17 protein-coding genes are annotated in these 23,765 nt (G+C 72.5%); 11 read left to right on the top strand and 6 right to left on the bottom strand.

Features of this window, described 5'->3' with window-relative positions; genetic code table 11:
• The first annotated feature begins 250 nt into the window (after window positions 1-250).
• From WMF39_RS13650 to WMF39_RS13625, 6 genes are all read left to right on the top strand, one after another.
• On the top strand, window positions 251-748 hold the full coding sequence (locus WMF39_RS13650) for a hypothetical protein (protein WP_437552330.1): 498 nt from the start codon (window positions 251-253) through the stop codon (window positions 746-748).
• A gap of 278 nt (window positions 749-1,026) precedes the next feature.
• Window positions 1,027-1,956 carry a hypothetical protein gene (locus tag WMF39_RS13645; protein WP_437745949.1) on the top strand — a complete coding sequence of 310 codons (930 nt, stop codon included), beginning with the start codon at window positions 1,027-1,029 and terminating at the stop codon, window positions 1,954-1,956.
• 97 nt (window positions 1,957-2,053) lie between these two features.
• Window positions 2,054-3,361 carry an RNA polymerase sigma factor gene (locus WMF39_RS13640; protein WP_437745948.1) on the top strand — a complete coding sequence of 436 codons (1,308 nt, stop codon included), beginning with the start codon at window positions 2,054-2,056 and terminating at the stop codon, window positions 3,359-3,361.
• Window positions 3,362-3,728: 367 nt separating this feature from the next.
• Complete coding sequence (locus WMF39_RS13635; protein ID WP_437745947.1) at window positions 3,729-4,523, top strand: RNA polymerase sigma factor; 795 nt, start codon at window positions 3,729-3,731, stop codon at window positions 4,521-4,523.
• 237 nt (window positions 4,524-4,760) lie between these two features.
• A complete protein-coding gene (locus WMF39_RS13630; RefSeq protein ID WP_437745946.1) occupies window positions 4,761-5,828 on the top strand; it encodes a 3-deoxy-7-phosphoheptulonate synthase in 1,068 nt (355 codons plus the stop codon).
• Between the two features lie 205 nt (window positions 5,829-6,033).
• Window positions 6,034-7,410, top strand: coding sequence for a hemolysin family protein (locus WMF39_RS13625; protein ID WP_437745945.1), 1,377 nt, complete (start codon window positions 6,034-6,036; stop codon window positions 7,408-7,410).
• Window positions 7,411-7,424: 14 nt separating this feature from the next.
• Here WMF39_RS13625 and WMF39_RS13620 read toward each other — a convergent pair whose 3' ends face one another.
• Window positions 7,425-8,831, bottom strand: a complete 1,407-nt coding sequence (locus WMF39_RS13620; protein ID WP_437745944.1) for a POT family MFS transporter — start codon at window positions 8,829-8,831, stop codon at window positions 7,425-7,427.
• A gap of 321 nt (window positions 8,832-9,152) precedes the next feature.
• On the opposite strand from WMF39_RS13620, the gene WMF39_RS13615 reads away from it, so the two are divergent.
• Together WMF39_RS13615 and WMF39_RS13610 are read left to right on the top strand one after the other, a co-directional pair.
• Window positions 9,153-10,952, top strand: a complete 1,800-nt coding sequence (locus tag WMF39_RS13615) for an MXAN_6577-like cysteine-rich protein (RefSeq protein WP_437745943.1) — start codon at window positions 9,153-9,155, stop codon at window positions 10,950-10,952.
• Between the two features lie 47 nt (window positions 10,953-10,999).
• Window positions 11,000-11,956, top strand: a complete 957-nt coding sequence (locus tag WMF39_RS13610) for a YheT family hydrolase (protein ID WP_437745942.1) — start codon at window positions 11,000-11,002, stop codon at window positions 11,954-11,956.
• 110 nt (window positions 11,957-12,066) lie between these two features.
• Here WMF39_RS13610 and WMF39_RS13605 read toward each other — a convergent pair whose 3' ends face one another.
• Window positions 12,067-12,810 carry a YqjF family protein gene (locus WMF39_RS13605; protein WP_437745941.1) on the bottom strand — a complete coding sequence of 248 codons (744 nt, stop codon included), beginning with the start codon at window positions 12,808-12,810 and terminating at the stop codon, window positions 12,067-12,069.
• A 106-nt stretch (window positions 12,811-12,916) separates the two neighbouring features.
• On the opposite strand from WMF39_RS13605, the gene dhaK reads away from it, so the two are divergent.
• Genes dhaK through ptsP form a run of 3 tightly spaced genes read left to right on the top strand, consistent with a single transcriptional unit; the run spans window position 12,917 to window position 17,058 of the window.
• Window positions 12,917-13,918 (top strand): dihydroxyacetone kinase subunit DhaK, encoded by a 1,002-nt coding sequence (gene dhaK, locus WMF39_RS13600; RefSeq protein WP_437745940.1) that lies wholly within the window; start codon window positions 12,917-12,919, stop codon window positions 13,916-13,918.
• A gap of 3 nt (window positions 13,919-13,921) precedes the next feature.
• Entirely contained in the window at window positions 13,922-14,581 is a 660-nt protein-coding gene (dhaL, locus tag WMF39_RS13595) for a dihydroxyacetone kinase subunit DhaL (protein WP_437745939.1), read from the top strand.
• The gene (gene ptsP / locus WMF39_RS13590; RefSeq protein ID WP_437745938.1) at window positions 14,578-17,058 is read left to right on the top strand and encodes a phosphoenolpyruvate--protein phosphotransferase; all 2,481 of its coding nucleotides are present in this window, start codon (window positions 14,578-14,580) and stop codon (window positions 17,056-17,058) included. The genes dhaL and ptsP overlap by 4 nt, the downstream gene beginning before the upstream one ends.
• A gap of 114 nt (window positions 17,059-17,172) precedes the next feature.
• On the opposite strand, the gene WMF39_RS13585 is transcribed toward ptsP, so the two are convergent.
• The 4 genes from WMF39_RS13585 to WMF39_RS13570 all read right to left on the bottom strand — a co-directional run bounded on the left by WMF39_RS13585 (window position 17,173) and on the right by WMF39_RS13570 (window position 23,691).
• Window positions 17,173-18,741 (bottom strand): pentapeptide repeat-containing protein, encoded by a 1,569-nt coding sequence (locus tag WMF39_RS13585; protein ID WP_437745937.1) that lies wholly within the window; start codon window positions 18,739-18,741, stop codon window positions 17,173-17,175.
• Between the two features lie 11 nt (window positions 18,742-18,752).
• Window positions 18,753-19,373: a pilin gene (locus tag WMF39_RS13580; RefSeq protein WP_437745936.1), complete on the bottom strand. Its 621-nt coding sequence runs from the start codon at window positions 19,371-19,373 to the stop codon at window positions 18,753-18,755.
• 245 nt (window positions 19,374-19,618) lie between these two features.
• Window positions 19,619-20,737, bottom strand: a complete 1,119-nt coding sequence (gene wecB, locus WMF39_RS13575) for a non-hydrolyzing UDP-N-acetylglucosamine 2-epimerase (RefSeq protein ID WP_437745935.1) — start codon at window positions 20,735-20,737, stop codon at window positions 19,619-19,621.
• 116 nt (window positions 20,738-20,853) lie between these two features.
• A complete protein-coding gene (locus WMF39_RS13570; RefSeq protein ID WP_437745934.1) occupies window positions 20,854-23,691 on the bottom strand; it encodes a cation-translocating P-type ATPase in 2,838 nt (945 codons plus the stop codon).
• Window positions 23,692-23,765: the final 74 nt, after the last annotated feature.

The raw sequence follows: 23,765 nt of genomic DNA, 5'->3' as shown, positions 1-23,765 counted from the left end.
GTCCTACGGGCGCCGGAGACGGTGAAGAGGGGGGCCACATGGCGGGGTGTTGCGGCCGGACGGGAGACAGCGGCGTGCATCGGGTCGAGGTGTCCACTCCGCTCCGTACCGCACCGATCCCGCCCTAGCCGGGACGCCGATGCGACGCGCCGGTTGTGCCGCCGTGCTCGTTGTCTTGATGGCGACGACCCCGGTGCACGCGGATACGCCTCGGTCTGAATCGGGACGGGAGACTCAGGAGGACGACCACATGTTCCGCGGCGAGATCTCCGCGTCACCGCTGCTCGCGGTGGGCCTCCTGCCCGCGCTCGGCGGAGGGGCCTCTTTCGCCACGGCGTTCCGCTGGCCCAGCCTGTCGATCGGCGTCGAGGCGCGGATGTTCACCTCCCTGGCGGACACCTTCGCGGACGGCGTCTTGGTCCATGCGAGCCTTGCGATGCCGACGCTCGACATCTGCGGTCATCGCGGGGTCCTGTCGGTGTGCGCCGTCTTCGACGCCGGCGAGCTGCGGATCACGAGCGACCCCGGCGTCAGCATTCAAGCGCGCCAGCCGTGGGTCAGCTCGGTCGGCCTGCGGGTCGCGGGCGACTGGCGCTTCTCCGAGCAGCTGTTCCTGCGCGGGTTCGCCGAGCTGCACACGAACCACAGCCGTCCGTCCCTCTGGGTCAACAACAGAGAGGTATGGCGGGTCCCTCCGCTCTCCGGCGTGGTCGGCGTGGGGCTCGTGCTCCCCGTGGATGCCTTCTGAGCGAGTCACACTGGCCGCTCCCTGGACGGGAATGCGGCCGATGACACCTGGCCTGAACAAGCGGTCACCACGCCGCGATGAGCACCATGTCAGCAGCATCAGCAAGAGACACCGGGGCTGACGCGGCAACGCAGGACCGACCCAGCTCCGCGCGTCGGCAATCCCTGGCCGGACTTCGGGCGAGCGGAGCTAGCGTCCGAGCGCCGTGGTGGCTCGTCGCTGCGGCCGCGGCCCTGCTGTGGCCCTGGCGCGCCGGCGCCGCGCCGCCCCGCGCCGCAGTGCAGCTCGAGTACCGGCGCGCGCCAGGGGCCGAGCGCTGCCCGGGCGAGGCGCTCCTGCGCGAGGAGATGGCCAGGCAGCTCGGCTATGACCCGGTGGAGCCCGAGGCGGCCGCGCAGGCCAAGGCCCTTGTCTTCCGCGGTCCAGGGAGGGAGATACACGCCACCATGGATCTCTACGACGCGGATGGGTCCATCGCATGGTCTCGGCACCTGGTCGTCTATCACGACGACTGCAAAGAGCTTGTCATGAACATGGCGCTCTCGCTCCGCGTCGCGCTCGATCCGAGCCTCCACGTGCCCCCCGCCCCGCCCCCACCGCCGCCCTCCCCTGCCCCGCCCCCGCCCGACGCCGCTGCCGCCGCGCCCGCGCGGCGGGCGTGGCCCGACGTCAGGATCGGCCTTGCGGGGTCCGCGGTGTTCGGAACCCTGCAGGAGACGACCGCCGGGACGGCGCTCCATGTCGCGCTCCGCTATCCATCCTTCACCCTCGGCATGGAAGGCCACGTTCAATTGCCGGTCACGATTCAGCTCGACGAGGCGACGAGCATCTCGACCTGGCTCGCGGCGGCGAACGTGATGCCGTGTTCGCAGCGCCGTCACCTCTTCGCTTGTGCCGTCGCGTCGGTCGGGGTCGTGACCACCTCCAGCACCGACGCCAGGATCATCGACACCTCGTCGCTCTGGCTCGCCACAGGGCCGCGCGCCGGCATCGAGATGCCGATCTCCGATCGGCTCGCCATCCAGTTCTATGGCGACATCGTGCTGCGCCTCTCGGAGTTCCGCGTCGAGAGCCAGGAAGGTGTGCTCTGGACCCCGCCCGCCTACGGCGGGCTCGTGGGCCTCCGTCTGGACGTGAATCTCGATCCGCGGAGCGAGGCGCCCGCGCGTCGCGCTGCCCTCCCTCGGGGTGCCGAGGCAGCGCATTGACAAGCTTCGCGACGACGCCGTCGCCACGCTCGAGGGGGGAACAGAGATGGGGTCACAGTCACGCAAGAACACATCCGCAGAGCCTTCCCACGCCCGCATGGCGGAGATCGCCGACGAGCACTTCTCGTTCATCGCCCGCTACCTCGCCCGCCTCGGGGTTCGCGCGCAGGACATCGAGGACGTCGCCCAGGAGGTCCTCGCCGGCGCCTACCGTGCGCTGCCGCGGTTCGATCCCAGCCGGGGCACCGTGCGGTCGTGGCTCATGGGCATCGCGACCCACCAGGCGTCGAATCATTTCCGGCGGGCTCACCGCCGCCACGAGCGCCTCCGGCCGTTCGACGATCTCGCGGCGCTGCCTGACGTCACCCCCGACTCCGAGCAGCACGCCATCGCGAGGGACCGGCGCTGCGTGCTCGACAAGCTGCTCCAGGAGATGCCCATGGAGCGCCGCTGCGTGTTCGTCGCCCATGAGCTCGAGGAAATCGACATGTCCGAGATCGCCCAGCAGCTGTCGATCCCCCTGAGCACCGCGTGGAGCCGGCACCGGCTCGCCTGGGTCGACATCGAGGCGGCGATGCGTCGCTGGCAGGCGCGGCAGCGCGGCCGCGGGCTCGCGCTCATCCCCTTCAGCGCCGGCGCGCTCGTCCAGGAGGCGCGCACGGGAGGCGAGGGCGCGCCAACGTGGCTCACGAGGCTGTACCGCAGCGTTCGCCGGGTGTTCTCTCCGTGGTCATGCAAGCTCCCGATCGAGGGCAGCGCGCCGACGCGGGCAGGCTCGCTCCATATCGCAGCGAGCATCGCAGTCCCGCTTGCGAGCGCCGCCGCCGTCATCGCGCTCACGCTAGGCGCGCTGCGCGCCGCCTCGACGCCGGCCGCCGCCGGAGCGCGCGCCGCAACCGGGCTCGCCATGGCGGTCATCCGGACGCCCCCGCCCGCGCTGCCGCCGCCGTCCCCGGCCACGCTATCGCTGCCTTCCCCGGCTGCGCTGCCGCCGCCGTCCCCGGCTGCGCTGCCGCCGCCGTCCCCGGCCGCGCTGCCGCCGCCGCCCGGCGCAGCTGCAGCGGCGGACGCTCCGCAGGGCGGCCGGATCGCGGGCGCCGGGAGCTCGCGAGCGACCAGCGCGGCGCTGCGCGCGCAGAAGGGCGCGCCCCGTACGGCGGGCGGAGCTACCTTGCCCCACGCGGGACCGTCTGGGGCGTCGAACGATCAGGAGATCGCCGCGGAGCGCACCCTCATCGACGGCGCGATCACGGCGTTGTCGCGCGGTCACTATGCGGAGGCGAAGCGCCGCCTGATCGAGCACCGGATGAGGTTCCCAGCTGGCCGCCTCACCGCCGAGAGGAACGCTGCGCTGCGCGCGCTCCGCGCCAGGACGGCTGCCGCCGGGCCACGCCCGCTGCTCTAGAGCGACGGTCACCCGCTTCGGATACGGGCCCACCTCGACGTTTTCGGTGCTCAGCGCACCGGAGTGCGCTTGCGCGCCGAAAACGCCGATCTGGGCCCGTCTCCTGTGCGGGAGACCGCCGCTCTACTTGGCATGTAGCTGAGGTGGGCGGAAACCGCTGTAGAGCACTGCTCGGATGGCAAGGCACGACTTCAGTGCTGCTCTCCTGTACAGGACACGACCCATCCCAACCGCCGACGACTACTGCTCTCCCGTCCGCGGCGCTTGCGGGTGAGTTGCGGGGGATCGCGCGCGCACAGAAGATCAATTTTCAGAGCCGGTGGCTTTTTTTTGAGATGGGAGATCTGCTCCTCCTAACTAAGCGAGCATGGGACAACCGCATCGCACTCTCGCACCGTCGATGCCGCTGGATAGACAGCGGGCCTTCGTCCGGCTCTTTCGGGGGAAGACCTACGACTCCGTATGGAATTGGCTTAGGCGGCTCGGGGTCCCACGCCGCGATCGGCGAGACATTCTCCAGGATGTGTTCCTCGCCGGATACCAGAGCTTCCCATCGTACGACCCGCTCCGCGCGCGACCGGAGCGGTGGCTCAACAGGATCACGGTCCACGTGGCCGCCCACTACCGCGACCGCGCGCACCACCGGCGCGAAGAGCTGTCCTCCGGCCACGCCCCGCGCCGCGTCGCCGACGAGCGCCCGAACGCCGAGGAGCAGATCGACGCAGAGCAGACGCGCTCCCTCATCCTCTCGCGGCTCAGGTCGCTGCAGGCCGAGGAGCAGCAGATCCTCATCGCGCACGACATCGAAGGCGTGCCGATGGCGACGGTCGCCGAACAACACGGGATCCCGCTGTCGACGGCGTACAAGTGGCGCACGCGCGCGCTCGCGTCCCTGCGCGCGCTGCTCGAGGAGCCCCGCGCAGAGCGCAGGCAGCAACGACCGCCGCGACCGACGGCGAGCGACGTCACCGAGGCGGCGCGCTCGGCGAGCGCCACACGCTCGGCGAACACCCCACGCCGGACGGCGCTGGTAGAGCGACCCGCCCGCTCGACCACGGCGGGCACGAAGCGGCCGGCGGCGCCCTGCCGCACGCAGCCGAAGGGCGCCCCGTTCCTGCGGCGACCGGGCGGGGAGCGGGCGCACTCGCCAGCGCGCATATGACCGGCGGAGGCCGCCAGCGCGGTCGGGCCAGCGCGCGCGCGAACGCCAGCGTGAGCCCGGATCCGACGGCCCCCCATGGCCCGATAGCCCGCCCGCGCCTGCGAGACAAATCTTCAGGCCGATCGCAAGGCGTACGGAAACGGGAGTACGGGGCGCCGTACAACGACCAGAAAGCGCCTCCGGCCCACGCGCGGGTAGTCGGGGCGTATGTCGTCGCGCTATGCTGGAGCCTCAACGATGTACTACTCGACCGACGACCTTCGTATTGCAGGGCTCAGGCCCTTGATCCCCCCCGCGATCCTTATCGAAGAGATCCCCGTCAGCCCCGCGGCCTCCGAGACCGTGGCCTTCACGCGCAAGGCCGCCGAGCGCGTGATCTCGGGCGACGACGACCGGATCATCGTGGTGGTGGGCCCCTGCTCCATCCACGACCCCAAGGCCGCCCTGGAGTACGCCGCGCAGCTCCGGGAGGCGCGCGACCGGCTGAGCGATGATCTGCTCGTGATCATGCGCGTGTACTTCGAGAAGCCGCGCACCACGGTCGGCTGGAAGGGGCTGATCAACGATCCCGACCTCGACGGGAGCTTCTCGATCAACAAGGGGCTCCGCGTCGCCCGCGGGCTGCTCCGCGACATCGCCGAGCTCGGCCTCGCGAGCGCGACCGAGTTCCTGGACACGATCTCGCCGCAGTTCATCGCCGATTTCATCTCCTGGGGCGCGATCGGCGCGCGCACGACCGAGAGCCAGATCCACCGCGAGCTCGCCTCCGGGCTCTCGTGCCCCGTGGGCTTCAAGAACAGCACCGAGGGCGACGTCCAGATCGCGGTCGACGCCGTGCGGGCCGCGCGCGAGGCGCACCATTTCCTTTCCGTGACGAAGCAGGGGATCTCGGCGATCGTGGCGACGCGCGGCAACGCGTCGTGTCACGTGATCCTGCGCGGCTCGCAGCGCGGGCCCAACTACGCGGCCGAGCACGTCCGCGAGGCGGCCGATCGCCTGACCAAGGCGGGCCTGCCGCGCCGGCTGATGGTCGACTGCAGCCACGGCAACAGCCAGAAGGATCCGGCGCGCCAGAGGATCGCGGCCGAGAGCCTGGCCGACCAGCTGCGCTCGGGCTCGCGGGACATCCTCGGCGTGATGATCGAGAGCCACCTCGTGGGAGGCCGGCAGGATCTCGCGCCGGGCAAGCTCCCCACCTACGGCCAGAGCATCACCGACGCCTGCCTCGGCTGGAACGACACCGTTCCGGTGCTCGAGCTGCTCGCGCAGGCGGTGCGGGACCGGCGAGCCAGCAAGGCCGCGTGAGTTTTCCGCGCAGCGCCCGCGGCCGTGCGTGATGGCGCGGCGGCCGCCGCGCCTGGCGACGCGCCGACCCGCCGCGCCTGGCGGATCCCTTCAGAAAATTTCACCATAAGCGCAATTCACGGCCCGCGGCACGCTGCAGCCACGGCCGCCTGGGTTTCGTGCGCCGCGGGCCCGGCGCCTTGGCCGTCCGGGCGAGCGACACGCTATGCCTGCGCCCGGGAACGCCGCGGAGGGAGCCGCCATTCTCTCGGAAATCCTCATCATCCTGGCCCTCGTGCTCGTGAACGGCGTCTTCTCGGGCGCCGAGATCGCGATCGTCACCGTCCGCAAGACGCGGCTCGACCAGCTCGTCCAGTCGGGGAGCCGCCGGGCGTGGGCGGTGAAGCGCTTGCGGAGCAACCCGGAGCGCTTCCTCGCCACCGTGCAGATCGGCATCACCGTCGTCGGCGCGACCGCGAGCGCCTTCGGCGGGTCGACCCTCGCGAAGGACCTCGCGCCGGTCCTCCGCGCGGTGCCGTGGGTCGGGGACGCGGCGGACGAGCTCGCGTTCGCCGCGGTGGTCGCGCTCGTCTCCTTCCTGTCGCTCGTCCTCGGCGAGCTCGTCCCGAAGTCGCTCGCGCTCCGCGCCTCCGAGCGGTACGCGATGCTCGTCGGCCCGCCGCTCCGCGGGCTCTCGTCGCTCGCCCGCCCGCTCGTCTGGCTGCTCACCGCCAGCTCCAACCTGGTGCTGAGGCTCTTCGGCGACCGCACGAACTTCGTCGAGGCGCGCCTCTCCCCCGAGGAGATCCAGCAGATCGTCGACGAGGCCGCCGAGGCGGGCTCGGTCGACAAGCGCGCCGGCGAGATCGCGTCCCGCGCCATCGATTTCGCCTGGCTCACCGCGCTCCAGGTGATGCTCCCCCGCGGCCGCGTCGTGGCGCTCCCGCGCGACGCGGCCGCCCCGGAGGTGCAGCGCGCCGTGCTGGAGCACGGCCACACGCGGATGCCGGTCTACGAGGGGTCGAACGACAACGTGATCGGCTACGTCACGATGCCGGAGGTGCTCGCGCTCCTGTGGGGCGACGGGCAGTTCTCGCTGGAGAGCATCCTGCGCCCGGCGTACTTCGTTGTCGGGTCGATGCCGGCCGTCGATCTCCTCGCCGAGCTGAAGCGGCGCCGGCTCCAGCTCGCCGTCGTCGTGGACGAGCAGGGCGGCATGATCGGCATCATCACGATGGAGGACCTCGTCGAGGAGCTCGTCGGCGAGATCTTCGCCGAGAACGAGGCGCACCCGCCCCACGCAGAGACGATCCGGCGCGAGCCGGACGGGTCGGCGCTCGTGCCCGGCGACATGCCGGTCCACGAGGTCAGCCGACAGCTCGCGATCGCGCTGCCCGACGACGTCCGCTGGTCGACGGTCGCGGGGCTCTGCCTGGGGCTCGCCCGGCGCATCCCCGCACCCGGCGACGTCGTGACGACCCCGGACGGGGCGGAGCTCCACATCGTCGACGCGAGCCCGCGGCAGATCCGTACGGTGCGGGTCCGCATCCCGCCCGCGCATGCGAGCGAGCCCGAGGACGAGGAGCGGCGCGGCGAGGGCTGAACCGGCGCGACGCGTCAGGATGCAGGGACGGACGCGCCCGGGGGCCTCCGCTGGAAGTAGTCGACCACCACGTAGCGCCGGGCGAGGAGGCCGAAGACGACGGCCGCGATCAGGATGAGCGCCGCGAAGAAGAGGTATTGGAGCGCGCCCGTGAACACGTTGAGCGCCGCCACGCCGGCGGTGATCAGGTTGCCGACCGTCACGGTGAGGTTCCAGAAGCTCATGAGGGTGCTCTTCATCTCCCGCGGCGCCTGGGAGTAGGCGAACTCGAGGCCCGTGGTGGACACCAGCACCTCGGCGAACGTGATGAGCAGGTACGGCCCGGCCTGCCAGAGCACGCTCGGGCGCTCACCCGAGGTCATGGCGAGCTCGATGGCGGCGACCGCCACGAACGAGAGCCCCGCGATCGCCATGCCGGCCGTCATGCGGCCGAGCGCCGCGAGGCGGACGCCGCGCCGCTCGAGGGCGGGGTAGAGGATCATCGTGTTGAAGGGGATGATCAGCATCACGAGGAGCGGGTTCAGCGCCATGAGCTGCGACGGAGCGAGCTTGTGGCCGAGGACCTCGAGATCCATGCGGGTCGCCTGGACGATCCAGGTCGACCCCTTCTGGTGGAACAGCGCCCAGAACACCGGGATGGGGGCGAAGATCGTCACCACCCGCAGGACGGCCTTGGCGCCGTCGATCGCGCCCTCCGGGTGCCTGCCGCGCGCGGCGTCGAGGAAGTGCCCGCGCGCGGCGCTGCCACGCGCGTCGCGCCCCACCCGGACAGCGTCCCAGAGGACGCGAAGGAACGAGTGGGGGTTCTTGCCGGTCGGCGGCACGTGCACATACCGGTCGCGCCCTATCCAGAACACGAGCGTCGCGATGAACATGAGCGCGCCCGGGATCCCGAACGCCACCCTCGGCCCCCACCACTCCAGCGTCTTCGGGATCAGCGCCGACGCGAAGAACGAGCCGAAGTTGATGATCCAGTAGAAGAGGGCGAACACGCTCTTGACGAGGTGCTTGTTCTCCTCGGAGAACTGGTCACCGACGTGCGCCGAGACGCAGGGCTTGATGCCGCCCGAGCCGAGGGCGATGAGCGCGAGCCCCGCGTAGAAGCCGGCCGGACGGCTCTCGAAGACCGCGAGGCACGCGTGCCCCGCGCAATAGACGAGCGAGAGCCAGAGGATCGTCCGATATTTCCCGAGGAAGCGGTCGGACAGGAATCCCCCGAGGAGCGGGAAGAAATAACAGGCGCTCACGAACAGGTGGTAATTGGCCTTGGCCACATGCTCGTGGATCAACATGATGTTGATCATGAAGAACGTTAGGATGTTCTTCATCCCGTAGAAGCTGAAGCGCTCGCACCCCTCGTTTCCGATGATGTACTTGATCTGAGGGGGGAATCGGTCGGTGCTCGGAGCGGTTTGCGTCATGGCAGGCCCTCGCGCGCGCCATCCATCCGTAGACCGCCTCCCGCGCCAGGACAATCCGCGCTGCCTCCCGCCCCTCCGGAGAGCGCGGGCGCGGGCTGGCCTGGCCACGCACGCCTAGGCCAGCCCGAGCAGCGCACCCTGTGGTCAAGGTGTGCGACGGTGGCAAAACGGCGCGCGCACGCGCCGGCGCAGACGACGATCGACGCTCTGCGCGCGGGATTCAGGCTGCAAGCATTGACATCCTGGAAGGCCATCGTCGTATCCTCCCGGTAGCTCCGCGTTACGACCCCCGTCGTCGGCGACTCTGCCGAGGGAAGGTTCATGGAAAAGCTCAAATCGCGCTTCAGGCTCGCGCCGACGTATACCCTGCTCTGGCTCGCTGCGGCGGCGCTCGCCTCCGTGGCATCGTGTTCGGACGGCGGCCCCAGCACGAGCGCGTGCGTCGCGCCGGAGACGGAGTGCGACGGCATCTGTATCAACACGGGCACGAGCACGAGCCACTGCGGCGCGTGCGGCGTGGCGTGCGGCAGCGATCAGACCTGCCGCGACGGCGAGTGTGTGGCCGTGGCCGCGTGCGACGACGGCCTCGCGGCGTGCGGCGACAGCTGCGTCGACACCCAGAGCGACGAGGCGAACTGCGGCCGCTGTGACAACGCCTGCGAGGCGGGGCAGACCTGCGAGGCCGGCGAGTGCCAGGACCAGGGCGGCTGCGCCGCGGGGCGCACCGACTGCGGCGGCACGTGCGTCGACGTCGCGTCCGATCCGAGCAACTGCGGCGAGTGCGGCGCCGCGTGCACGGACGGCCAGACCTGCGAGTCCGGCGAGTGCCAGGACGGCGAGTGCTCGGAGGGGCTCACCGACTGCAACGGCGCCTGCGTCAACCTCCAGAACGACGCCGGGCATTGCGGCGAGTGCGGCACCGCGTGCACGGACGACCAGACGTGCGTCTCCGGCGAATGCCAGGACGGCTGCGGCTCCGGGCTCACGGCCTGCGACGGCGTCGATGTCTGCGTCGACCTCCAGACCAACGCCGATCACTGCGGCGAGTGCGGCGCCGCGTGCAACGACACGCAGGTCTGCCAGGCCGGGGCGTGCGCGTGCACGGTGAGCCCGGGCAACGATCTCGGCAGCGCCGTGCCGCAGATCGTGAACGGCACGACCGCGGGCCAGGCGAACACCTATTCCCCGACGTGCTCCGCCGCGAGCTCGGGCGAGCGCATCTACTCGTTCACCGCCGCGACCGCGGGCGTCTACTCGTTCGACAGCACGAACTCCGGCTACAGCGTCGTCCTCGCCCTCCTCGACGCGACGGGCTGCTCCGAGCTCGCGTGCAGCGCCGACCCGAGCGCGGTCATCACGGCCGATCTGGCCATGGGCCAGACCGTCTACATCGTGGTCGACGGCGCGGAGGGCCAGGCGGGCACCTTCGAGCTGAGCGTGACGCGGGCGAGCGCGCCGAGCTGCCCGGCGGGGACCCTCGCCTCGTCGGTGCCGCAGACGATCACCGGCAGCACGATCGGCCGGCCCAACAGCGTGCGGCCGACCGTGACGACGGCCTGCCGCCAATCGAGCAGCCCCGACGCGGGATACGCGTTCACGGCGCCGGTCGCCGGCGACTACACCTTCGATACGTTCGGATCGGCGTTCGACACGATGCTCCACGTGCACGACGCGACCTGCGGGGGGGCTCAGCTCGCGTGCAACGACGACACGGACGTCGAGCAGTCGGAGGTCACGGTGACGCTCGCGGCGGGTCAGACCGTCGTGGTCGTGGTGGACGGCTCCACCGACACCAGCGACGGCGCGTTCACGCTCAACGTGAAGCGGGCCGTCCCGCCGCCGGTATGCGACGGCTCGGGCACCTGCGGCGACGGCAGCTCGGGGTGCACCCGGTGCGCGCTCGAGACCAGCTGCGCCGACGAGCTCTCGGCGTGCACGGAGAGCATCCCGTGCATGGAGTACGTGAGCTGCTTCCGTACGTGCGACACGGCCGCCTGCAAGGAGGCCTGCAGGACGGCAGACCCGGCCAGCGCGGCCCTCTACGACGCGATGCTCCAGTGCGCCCACTGCGACGTGTGCCGGAACGATTGCAGCGGCTCGCCGGAGGTCGTGTGTCGCTGAGAGAGCGGGTGAAATAGAAACGCTGCGTCGCCCGTGTTACGAACGGGATGATGCAGCGCATCCTCCACGGCCACTTCTGGACGGTCGCTCCCTGGCTCAAGCACCAGATTCACGCCCCGCGGCTCGCTCCGTCTTCCCCCTTCTCGGTCCACGTCGATGAGACTCCTGCCGGGCCCGTCCGGTTGCTCGGCAGGATCCGCCACCGAGAAGACGCGGGCTCGATCCTCGTCGTCGTCCACGGGCTCGGCGGTACGAGCGAGAGTTATTATGTGGTCGAGGCCGCCCTGAGGGCCGAGCGCGCGGGGCTCGCCTGCTTGCGCATCAACCTGCGCGGCGCCGGGGGCGACGGAGACGACATCTACCACGCTGGCCTGTTCTCCGATCTCCACGCCGCCATCACCTCCCCCGAGCTCGACCGGTACGAGCGCGTGCTCGTCCTCGGCTACTCGCTGGGCGGGCATATCGCCCTCCGTTACGCGGCGTCGGGCTCGCTCGACGGGCGCGTCTCCGCCGTGGCGGCCGTCTGCCCGCCGCTCGACCTGGAGCGAGCCGTCGCCGCCATCGATCAGCCCGAACGGTGGGTTTACCGCAGGCACGTGATGGCCGGGCTGAAGGAGATGTACACCGCCGTCGCCTCGCGCCGCGCCGTGCCCGTGCCCCTCGACGAGGCGCTCGCCATTCGCACGATCCGCGAATGGGACCGGCGCATCATGACGCGACGCTTCGGCTACCAGAGCGCGGAGGCCTACTACACGAGCGAGAGCGCCGCCCCGCGCCTCCGCGACATCGCCGTCCCGTCGCTGATCGTCGCGGCGGAGGCCGACCCGATGGTGCCGCTCGACACGGTGCGGCCGGCGATCGATGCCCACCCGCGCTCGCCGCTGCTCGACGTGCAGTGGCTCCGGCACGGCGGGCACGTGGGCTTCCCGCGGACGCTGAGCCTCGGGTTCGGGGCGGCGCCGGGCCTCGAGTCCCAGGTCATCCACTGGCTCACGAGGCATTGACCCGCGGGCGCAGGCGCGGCCGTGCCCGCGGCGCGCTGGCTCCCGGGCTCCCCAGGGCATCGCGGCGCGGGAGCGCGATCGGATCACCGCGCGGCCGCGGCGCGGCGGCGTCACCCGCGCGGCGCGGCGGGCGTCAGCGCATAGACGTCGACGTCCACGCCCGGGCTATAGAGCACGTGCGGCGCCCCCGCCGGGGCGGGCAGGCCGGCCGCGGCGACGACGCTCTCCTCGACGTGGGTCACCTCGGCCCGGTGGAGCGGATAGGGCGCGTGGTGCACCTGCCCGATCTTGAGCGCGCCGCCGCTCGCGGCGAACAGCAGGTAACGCTCGGCCAGGAAGTGCTCGAAGGTCCCCGGCGCCGCGGCGCCGCCGTCGATCGCCGCGCCGACGCGATAGCGCGCCTCGAAGCGCGCAGGCACGGGGCCCGGCCAGCGCCGCTCGCTGCGGTAACGGACCTCCCCGTCCCTCGAGTCGAGATCCATCGAGGCGTGGTGATAGGGCAGGTGCCAGCCGACCCGGGCCGCGACGACCGCGATCGCCTTGGCCGCGTCCAGGCTGAAGAACCAGACGCCCGGCGCTCGCCCCTCGTGGTGAACGTAGGTGCGGACGTTGAGCTCGTGGAAGTTCGAGATCCCGGGCACGCTCGGCGACCACCAGGGGCTGACGTCGCGCATGGTGAAGGCGACGACGCCGACGTAGGCCCTGCCCTCGAAGGTGTCGAGTTCGAGCGCAGGCGGCACGACGGCGCGCAGCGCGGCGATCGGCGTCTCCCAGTGCAGGAAGAGCAGCTCTCTCCAGCGCTGGAAGCCCGCCGGGCGGCCAGGGGGGCGGAGCGTGGGGGCGATTCGATCCACGGCGACCTCATCATAGGACGGCGCGGTCAGAAGATCTCCTCTCGCGGCGGGCAATGGCATGGGGATATCCTGCGCGCGGGCCGAACGGGTACGGAGCGGAGGCCGGATGAAGAAGCTCATCAATGCGCCGGACGATCTCGTCGATGAGGCGCTCGAGGGGATGGCGCTCGCGCACGCCGAGCTCCTCCGGGTGAACGCCGCGCCGCGCTTCGTCACGCGCGCGGAGGCGAAGGGCAAGGGCAAGGTCGCGCTCCTCTCCGGCGGCGGCAGCGGGCACGAGCCGCTGCACGCCGGGTTCGTCGGGCGCGGCATGCTCGACGCCGCCTGCCCCGGCGCCGTGTTCACGAGCCCGACGCCCGACCAGATCTTCGAAGCGACGCGGGCAGTCGACGGCGACGCCGGCGTGCTCCACATCATCAAGAACTACACCGGTGACGTGATGAACTTCGAGATGGCCGCCGAGCTCGCGCGCGAGGCGGGAATCCCGGTGGAAGGCGTGCTCGTGAACGACGACGTGGCGGTCGAGGACAGCCTGTACACGGCCGGACGGCGCGGCGTGGGGACGACCGTCCTCGTCGAGAAGATCTGCGGCGGCGCCGCCGAGGCGGGCCGCCCGCTCGAGGAGGTGGCGGCGCTCGGCCGACGGGTCAACGCGCGCGGCCGCAGCATGGGGGTCGCGCTCTCCGCCTGCACGGTGCCACACGCCGGCAAGCCGTCGTTCGAGCTCGGCCCGGGCGAGATGGAGGTCGGCATCGGCATCCACGGCGAGCCCGGCCGGCGGCGGGCCATGCTGGAGCCGGCCGACCGGGTGGCCGAGATCCTGATGCAGCCGATCCTCGACGACCTGCCGTTCGAGCCGGGCGACGACGTGCTGCTGTTCGTCAACGGCATGGGCGGGACGCCGCTCCTCGAGCTCTACGTCGTGTACCGCAAGGCGCGCGCGATCGCGCAGGGCCGCGGCCTCAAGGTCGCTCGCAGCCTCGTGGGGTCGTACATCACGTCGCTCGAGATGGCCGGCGCGTCGGCGACCCTGCTCAAGCTCGACGACGAGATGCTCCGCTGGTGGGACGCGCCGGTGCACACGCCGGCGCTGCGCTGGGGGACCTGAGCCATGGACGCCTTGAACGGCGCGCACATCGCGGCGTGGATCGAGCGCGCGGCCGACGTCATGGAGCGCGAGAAGGTCCTCCTGACCGAGCTCGACGCGGCGATCGGCGACAGCGACCACGGCGTCAACATGGCGCGCGGCTTCACGGCGGTGCGCGCCCGGCTCGGCGGCCTCGATCACGGCGACGTCGGCGCGCTGCTGAAGGGCGTCGGGATGATCTTGCTGTCGACCGTCGGCGGGGCGAGCGGCCCGCTCTACGGCACGCTGTTCCGCGACGCGGGCCAGCGGGCGACCGGCGCGGCGGCGCTGGACCTCGCGGCCCTGGCCGGGTGCCTCGAGGCGGGCCTCGACGGCGTGAAGCGGCGAGGCAAGGCGTCGCCCGGCGACAAGACGATGGTCGACGCGCTCTCCCCCGCGGTCGACGCGCTCAAGGCCGCGCTGAGCGCGCCGGCGCCCACGGGCGACCCGGCGCGCTCCCCGCTCATGGACGGACTCGCTCGCGCCGCCGAGGCGGCGCAGGCCGGCGCGCTTGCGACCGTGCCGCTCATCGCTCGCAAGGGCCGGGCGAGCTACCTCGGTGAGCGCAGCGCTGGGCACCAGGACCCCGGCGCCACGTCGTGTTCGCTCTTGCTGCGGAGCCTGGCCGCGACGGCAGGCGTATGAGCGGGGCGGCGGGCCGCGTCGGGCTCGTCCTGGTCTCGCACAGCCGCGTGCTCGCCGAGGCCACCGAGGCGCTGGCCCGCCAGATGACCGGCGAGGCGGTCGCCATCGCGTGCGCGGCGGGCGCGGGCGACGGCGGCGCGGAGCTCGGCACCGACGCGACCGCGATCGCCGCGGCGATCGAGCGCGTCTGCGGGCCGGCCGGCGCCGTCGTGCTGATGGACATCGGCGGCGCGATCCTGAGCGCCGAGATGGCGCTCGAGCTCATCGATCCGGCCATCGCCGCGCGCACGCGCCTCACCGGCGGGCCGATCGTGGAAGGGGCGGTCGCGGCCGCCGTGCGGGCTGCGGCGGGCGGCACGCTCGATCAGGTCACCGCGGAGGCGCGGCAGGCGCTCGTTCCGAAGGCCGAGCAGCTCGGCGAGGCGGAGCGCCCCGCGCCGGCGGTGGTGGCCGCGACCGATGCGGCCGCCGCGGCGGCGGTGGCCGCGACCGATGCGGGCGCGCCGGCCGCGACGGTCGAGCTCGCGATCGCCGATCCGGGCGGCCTGCACGCCCGCCCTGCCGCGCGGCTCATCACGCGCGCGGTGGCCTTCGACGCGGCGATCACCCTGGAGAACGTGACGGCCGCGCGCGGTCCGGTGCCGGCCTCGAGCCTGATCGCGCTCGCCTCCCTCGGGGCGCGCCGGGGAGACGTGCTGCGCTTGCGCGCGACCGGGCGGCAGGCGGTCGATGCGGTCGAGGCGCTCGCTGCGCTCCTGCAGCGCGACGCGCCACCGGCCGCGCCTGCGGCGCCCCCCGCCTCGTGTCACGCGATCCCTGTCGCGCCCGGCGTCGCGCTCGGCCCCATGGTCCGGCTGGTGCGGTCGATCCCGGAGGTCCCCGAGACCACGGTCGACGATCCTGCGGCCGAGGCCGAGCGGCTGCGGCGGGCGCTCGATCTGGCAGCGCAGGACCTCGGCAGCGCGCTGCGCGGCACCGACATCCTCGACGCCCATCAGGCGCTGCTCTGCGACCCGGCGCTCGTCGACGAGGCGATCTCCCGCATCGAGCGGGAGCGCTGCAACGCCGCCTGGGCGTTCCGCCAGGCGATCGACGCCGCGGCCGCGATCTACCGGCAGCTCGACGACCCGTACCTGCGGGCGCGCGAGGCCGACGTTCACGACGTGGGCGACGCCGTGGTGCGCGCCCTGCTCGGCGGCGCCGCGGCGGTGCTGCCCGACGGGCCGCCGGCCGTCGTCGTGGCCGAGGACCTCACGCCGTCGGAGGCCGCGCGGCTCGAACCGCGGCGGGTGCTCGGCGTCATCGACCGGCGCGGCGGTCCCACCTCGCACGCGGCCATCCTGCTGCGGAGCGCCGGCATCCCCGCCGTCGCCGGGGCCGCGGCGCTGGTGCCGGACGCGGGCGGCGCGCGCGCCGGCCTCGACGGCGCGACCGGCGAGGTGTGGCTCGACCCGGATCCCGAGACCACGATCGAGCTCCAGCGGCGGCAGGCGGCCCTCCGCGCGTCACGGCGGCCGCCAGGCGCCCGGGACGGCCGGGTGCGCCTCGCCTGCGGCCGCGAGGTCGAGCTCTGGGCGAACGTGGCTGGCCCGTCGGATGCGCGCGTCGCGCGCGAGGCTGGCGCCCTCGGGATCGGGCTCCTGCGCACCGAGATGCTGTTCCTGGACCGCGTGGACGAGCCTGGCGAGGACGAGCAGGCGGAGCTGCTCGCGGAGATCTTCGCGGCGTTCGCCGGCGCTCCGATCGTGGTCCGCACGCTCGACGCCGGCGGGGACAAGGCGCTGCCGTACCTCGATCTCGACGCCGAGGCGAACCCCAGCCTGGGCGTCCGCGGCGTCCGCCTCTCCCTCGCGCGGCCGGCGCTGCTCGAGGCGCAGCTCCGCGCGATCCTGGTCGCGGGGCGCGGTCATGACATCCGGGTGCTGGTCCCGATGGTCTCGACAGCCGCGGAGGTGAGCGCCGTGCGCGCCGCGCTGGAGCGCGCGCACGAGGCGCTCGCGGCGACGGGCGCGGCGCACCGCTGGCCCGTGGCCACGGGCATCATGGTCGAGGTGCCGTCGGCGGCGCTCATGGCGGAGCGCCTCGCGCGCCAGGCCGACTTCTTCAGCATCGGGACCAACGATCTGACGCAGCACACGCTGGCGGCCGAGCGTGGTCACCCGCGGCTGCACGCGCTCGCGGATCCGGCGCACCCGGCCGTGCTGCGGCTCGTGCGTGCGGTGGTGGAGGCGGGGCACGCCACGAAGCGGCCGGTCTCGGTGTGCGGCGAGGCCGCCGGCGATCCCGGCGTCGCGCCGCTCCTCGTCGGGCTCGGGATCACGCGCCTCAGCATGTGCGCCTCCGCGTTCGACGCGGTGGAGGACGCGCTCGCCGGCGCCTCGTTCGCCGATCTCGCCACCATCGCCGAGGAGGCGCTCGCGGTCGACGATGCGGCGGCGGCCCGCGCAACCCACGCGGCCGCGCGGCGTCCGGGCTGACGTCGGTGCGGTGACGGAGCGGCCAGACGCCTGGCCAGGGACCGCCAGACGTCTGGCCAGTCCGGCGCCCGACCTCCCGAGCGATCCGGGCCGCGACCGCCGATGCGCCGCTCGCTACAGCGCCCCCGCCGGCGCGGCGCCCTCGTGCGCGGAGCGCGCGGTGGTGTCGCCCGAGGGCTGACTTGCCCGCACCGGGTGTCCCAGCAGGCACGCGCCTTCGCCGGGCAGCTCCGTCGCCGCGTCGCACGCCGCGAGCTCCCAGCCGGTCGCCTGTTCGGCGTCGGTCCCGGTGAGGTCGGCACCTCGGAGGTTGGCAGCGGTCAGATCGGCGGTCCCGAAGGTCGACTCCATCAGCGCGGCGCCCGAGAGGTCCGCCCCGGCGAGGCGCGCGTTCCGGAAGCTGCTCTGGCTGAGATCGGCTCGGGAGAGATCGAGTCCCGACAGATCCAGCCCGTCGAAGCTGCGGTGACCGCTCCGCGCGAGGAGGCGTACGGCGGTGGACCGTTGCGCGGCGTCGCCCGAGGCGAGCGTGGCGCGCAGCCGGAAGACCGCGAGGCGCGACGGATCGAGGCCATAGACGAGCGTCGCGGCGAACGCGGCGAGCACGAGGCGGGCGCCCAGGGAGCGCGGGGCGTTGCGTTCGGCGCCGACGAGAGGCAGCGCGAAGGTCAAGAGCGCCGCGCCCAGCGCGCTGCCGGCGTGCGCTGCCAGGAGGAGGCCGCGTGGAGGGATCTTCGCCAGAGCGACGGCGGCCGCGAGGACGAGGAGCAATGCGCCGCCGGAGAGCGCGAGGCGCAGCTCGGTCGACCGCGCGAGCTGGGGCGCGTCCGGCGCCCTCCGAGGGCCACCGGACACGGCGGCGCGGCGGACCGCCGGAGGCTCGCGCTCACCGGCAGCGCGGCGCGGGGCGCTGATCGCCACGCCCTGGCGGGGAACGTCGGTCGCGGGGGGCATCCGCTGCGACTCGGGTATCCGCTGAGACTCGGGTGGCGCCGAGCTCCGTTGCGATGACCACGCCGCCTCCATCCGCCGCGAGTCCGGCGCCGCCTCCATCCGCCGCGAGTCCGGCGCCGCCTCCATCCGCCGCGAGTCCGGCGCCGCCTCCATCCGCCGCGAGTCCGGCGCCGCCTCCATCCGCCGCGAGTCCGGCGCCGCGGGGCGACGGCTCCGCGCTGCGCTCTCGGGGACCGCGTCGGCGCTCGCGAGGGCGTCGCGCAGCGGCGAAGGGAACGACGCGATGTCGTCGAACGACGCGCCCGCGCTCGCCAGCGCCAGGATGGCCTCCTCGTCGAAGCCGGAGCGCGCGCACGCCGACGGATCGACGCGCGCGCCCACGAGCGAGCCCGCCGAGGAGAGCGAGCGCGGGAGCTTGGCCCCGCGCAGATCCGCGGCCGCGAGCAGCGCCCCGCCGATCAGCGCCCCCGAGAGATCGGCCCAGCGCAGGTCGGCCCCGGTGAGGTCGGCGTTGACGAGCGACGCGGCGTCGAGCCGCGCCCCCCCGAGGTTCGCGCCGGTGAGCTTGGCCCCGTCGAGGCGCGCGCCCGCGAGGTTCGCGCCCTGGAGGTCGGCGCAGCGCAGGTGCGCGGCCGCGAGGTCCGCGCCGGGGAGCTCGATGGCGGTGCTCTCGCCGCCGCGGCGCGACGAGAGGGCACCGAAGAGCGTGTGGAGAGCTGCGGTGTCCATGGCGGCGCCGCCTACTCGTCCGGGTCGATGGTGCCGATCGTGCTCGCGAACACCACCTGCCCGTCCTTCATGTAGCCGTCCAGCGCGAACCACGCGTGTGTATTGTCCCCGTCGAGGTCGCCTCGCGCATAGGCGGCCCACCTGCGCTCCACCGGCACGTCCTCCGGGAAATGGTTGACGGAGACAGGCATGGGAGAGCCACCGAGTCGATATCGATACTGGTACGACTGAGGGTGGCTGACCGAGAACGCAAGGCACTTCCAGCCAACGGTCGGACTCCCGGTGTTGTAGTCCACACCCGGACTGGGATCGGGCTGATATTTCTTCCCCTGGACACGATAGAACGCGTTGGGCACGGTGACCGCATCGCTGCACAGCGGCTGGACCGCCGCGGTGCCCGACATCGCCTGGAGACGCTCGGCCGAACCGACGACGGCCCTGGCGATGCCGCCGACCGTCTGCTTGGCCTCGGCCGATTTGGCGAGCACGAGGTACTTCGACACCCCCTGGGTCCCCAGGGCGGCCAGGATCGCCACGACCCCGCCCGCGACCATCACCTCGACGAGCGAGAAACCTCGTTGACCTCGCCCTCGAGCCGCCCACTCCACGCCAGGTCGAAAACTTCTTGCCACGATACAACTATATACCGGGGCTGTTCATCGATAAACAAGCACAACCCAGAGCGCTCTGGGCCATGGAACGCTGTTTGGTCGGGGGTTGTGGGGAGTGTGGTCGTGCGGCCGGCGCGACTCCCACGTAGGCCACGGAAGAAGCGATGTGGCGGCGCGGTGAGCGCGCGTGGTGCATCCTGCGCTCGGCGTCGCGTCAGTCGCGTCAGTCGCGTCAGCACCGCGGCGAGCGAGGATGGGCGGTGAGCTCAGGCGCGCGGGCCAGCGGTCTTGGGCGGCGGATCACCCGCGAGGAACGCTTCCAGCGCGTCGGCGATGCGCTCGCCGGTCTTGCCGTCCCATCCCTCAGGCACGGAGCCTCGCTTGGCGCGGCCGTCGAGGATGGCGTCGACCTCGCGCGCGATGAGCGCGGCGTCGAGCCCGACGACGATGTTCGTGCCCTGCGTCACGGTGATGGGCCGCTCGGTGCCCTGACGCATCGTGAGGCACGGGATCCCGAGCGCGGTCGTCTCTTCCTGGATGCCGCCGGAGTCGGTGGCGACGAGCAGCGCATTGCCCATCACGGTCACGAAATCGTCGTATCCGAGCGGCTCCATGATCCGGAGCCCCTTCGTCTCGCGGAGGCGCGCCGACAGCCCGAAGGACTCGGCGCGGGCGACGGTGCGCGGGTGGACGGGGAACACGGTCGGCAGGCGCCGCGCGATCGCCTCGAGCGCGTCGAGCGTCTCGGCGAGCCGCTCGGCGCTGTCGACGTTGGCCGGGCGGTGGAGCGTCGCGATCGCGTACTTCTTCGGCTCGAGCCCGAAGCGCGAGAGCGCGTCCGTCTGGCGCTTGAGGGCGTAGTGGACCGAGTCGATCATCACGTTGCCGACGAACCGGATTCGCTCGGGCGGGATGCCCTCCGCGAGCAGGTTGGGGTGGGCGTCGTGAGAGGGGGTGAGCAGGAGATCGGAGAGCTGGTCCGTGAGGATGCGGTTGATCTCCTCGGGCATCGTCCAGTCGCGCGAGCGCAGCCCGGACTCCACGTGGACGACGGGAATTCCGAGCTTGGACGCCGCGAGCGCGCCTGCGAGGGTGCTGGTGACGTCCCCGACGACGACAACCACCTTGGGCCGGTGCTCGATCATGTCGGCCTCGGCGCCGACGAGGACCGCCGCCGTCTGCTGGGCGTGCGAGCCGCCGCCTGCCTTGAGCGTGTGATCCGGCGTCGGCAGGCCGAGATCCCGGAAGAACACATCGCTCATCGTCGTGTCGAAGTGCTGCCCCGTGTGGAGCAGCCGCATCGGTAGACGGCGCGCCTTGAGGGCGCGGCAGATGGGGGCGAGCTTCATGAAGTTCGGGCGCGTCGCGGCGACGAGGTAGATCATCTCGACCGAGGATGATGCCGTGGTACTCGGCGCAGCACCAGCGTTTTGACGGAGCCGCGGGCGCGGCCGGCGCTCGATATCGTCATCGTCATCGTCACGACTTACGATGACGACACCTACGCGCCGCGGTTCGCCATCGCGCCCGCGACGCCGCCCACGTCGGACGCGTCGGACCTGCGCTCGCGATCCGCCGAGCGCCGCGCCCGGCGTGTGCGCCACCACCGCTCGACGCTCATCACCGGCAAGATCGACATCGCCACCAGCGTCGACTTCACCCACGCGTCGAGCGAGAGCGGCGCCGAGCCGAACAGCGTGTGCATGAACGGCGCATAGACGAAGCAGAGCTGCAGCGCGAGCAGCGCGCCGATCCCGACGTAGACCCAGGGATTCGAGAAGAGCCCGATCTTCAGCATCGAATCGCGCAGCGACCGGCAGTTGAGCACGTAGAAGATCTGGAACAGCACGACCGTCGTGACCGCCGCGGTCTGGGCCTCGCGGTAGGCGATCTCCGAGACGACGCCGCCGCGCACCTCCGTGAAGTACTCGTAAAAGAACAGCCCGATCGCCCCGGCCGTCATGAGGACCGCGACGATCGCCGTACGAACGAGCACGAACCGGCTCAGGATCGGCTCGCCCGGATCCCGGGGCGGGCGGCTCATCACGTCCTTCTCCATCGCCTCGAACGCGAGCGGCAGGGAGAGCGCCACCGTGGCGACCAGGTTGACCCAGAGGATCTGGACGGCCGTGATCGGCATGAGCGGCGCGCCCCCGACGATCGGGAAACTCATCACCGCCACGAGCAGGATCAGCGCCTCGCCCAGGTTCGTCGGCAGCACGAACGCGAGCGCCTTGACCAGGTTGTCATAGACGCGGCGCCCCTCCTCGACCGCCGCCCGGATGCTCGCGAAGTTGTCGTCCGTCAGCACGACGTCGGCGGACTCCTTCGACACCGCGGTCCCCGTGATCCCCATGGCCACGCCGATGTCCGCCTGCTTGAGCGCGGGCGCGTCGTTCACGCCGTCGCCGGTCATCGCGACGACCTTCCCCTCGGCCTGCAGCGCCTTCACCAGGCGGAGCTTGTGCTCCGGCGCGACGCGCGCGAACACGTGCGTGGACGTCGCCGCCGCGCGCAGCTCGCCCTCCGAGAGCCGCGAGAGCTCCGTGCCGTTCATCGCGCGCGCCCCGTCCGGCACGAGCCCGAGCTGCTCGCCTATCGCCCGCGCGGTCGCCAGGTGGTCGCCCGTGATCATCTTCACGGTGATCCCGGCCGCGTGGCACGCCTTGATCGCGTCGATCGCCTCGGGCCGCGGCGGGTCGATCATCCCCTCCAGGCCGAGGAGCTCGAACCCCTCCGGGAGGTGCTCCTCGTCGAGCGAGGCCACGTCGCGGCCCGCCGGCCGCGAGGCCACGGCGAGCACGCGCATGCCCTGCGCCGCCATCTGCTCGACCTGCGCCATCACCTGGGCCCGCCCCGCCTCGCCGATCGCGGCGCGGCCGAGCACCGCCTCGGGCGCCCCCTTCATGAAGATCACCCGGTCTCCGCCGGGGGCCTCGTGGAGCGTCGCCATGAGCTGCCGCTCCGACGAGAACGGGACGACATCGACGCGGCGGTGCTCCCGCCGCGTCCCCTCGACGTCCACGCCGAGCTTCTGGGCCGCGACGACGAGCGCGCCCTCGGTCGGGTCGCCCTCGATGCCGCAGGCGTCCCCCTCGCGCGTCATGCGGGCGTCGTTGCAGAGCAGCCCCGCGCGGAGCAGCGCGCGCACCGCCTCGGGCACCTCGCCGACCGGCGCTCCGTCGCGGCGGAGCTCGCCTTCGGGCGCGTAGCCGACGCCGGTCACCTCGAGCGCGGCTCCGGCCTGCTCGAGCGCCGCCTCCCCTTGCGCGCCGGCGGCGGGCGTCCACAGCGCCCGGACCGTCATCTCGTTCCGCGTCAGCGTGCCGGTCTTGTCCGAGCAGATGACGCCCGTGCTGCCCAGCGTCTCGACCGCGGGCAGCTTCCGGATCACCGCGCGGCGCCGCGCCATCCGCTGCACGCCGATGGCGAGCGAGATGGTGATGATCGCGGGCAGCCCCTCCGGGATCGCGGCGACCGCGAGCGAGATGCCCGCGAGCATCGCGTCGACCGGCCGGTAGCCCCGGAGCAGCGCGACCCCGACGATGAGCAGCGCGACCGCGACGATCGCGACGGTCAGCACGCGGCCGACCTTGGCCATCGAGCGCGTGAGCGGCGTCTCGATCTCGGTCGCCTCGTGGAGCATCGAGGAGATGCGGCCGAGCTCGGTCGCGGCGCCCGTGGCGACGACCACCGCGGTGGCCGTGCCGCTGGTCACGAGCGTCCCGCCGAAGGCGAGGTTCTTGCGATCGCCGACGCCGGCGTCCTCGGGGACCGCGGCGACGTGTTTGTCCGACGGCACCGACTCCCCGGTGAGCGCCGACTCGTCCACGTGGAGGTTCTTCACCGAGAGCAGCCGGGCGTCAGCGGGGACCTTGTCGCCGGCGTCGAGCACCACCACGTCGCCGGGGACCACGTCGGCGGCGGGGATCACGCTCCGCTGGCCGCCGCGCACGACCGTGGCCGTCTGGGGCACCATGTCGACGAGCGCCTCGATCGCCTTGCCCGCGCGGAGCTCCTGGACGAAGCCGATCGCCGTGTTGAGCACCACGACCGCCAGCACGACCGCGCCGTCGATCGCCTCGCCCATGGCCATCGCGAGGGCCGCCGACGCGAGCAGCACGTAGATGAGGGGGTCGTTGATCTGACGGAAGAGCAGCTTGAGCGGGCCGTCGCCCTTCGCGCGCTGGATCACGTTGGGCCCGACGTCCTTGAGCCGCCGGGCGGCCTCGTCGCCCGCGAGGCCGGCCTCGGCGCTCTCGATCCTGGAGAGCACATCGGGGGCAGGCAGGCTGTGCCAGGCGATCGCGGCCGACGGGGGGAGGACGCGTTGGGACATGGAGTCATCTCCTGCGGTGGCAGCCGCGCTGTGCGCGCTGAACCGACCGGCTGTGGCTGCTCATCACGTGGTCT

The organism is Sorangium sp. So ce1504, from assembly GCF_051521635.1.
Taxonomy (GTDB): Bacteria; Myxococcota_A; Polyangia; order Polyangiales; family Polyangiaceae; genus Sorangium; species Sorangium cellulosum_B.
Note: the sequence above shows the minus strand (reverse complement) of the source record. Positions and strands in the feature narration are given on the sequence as shown.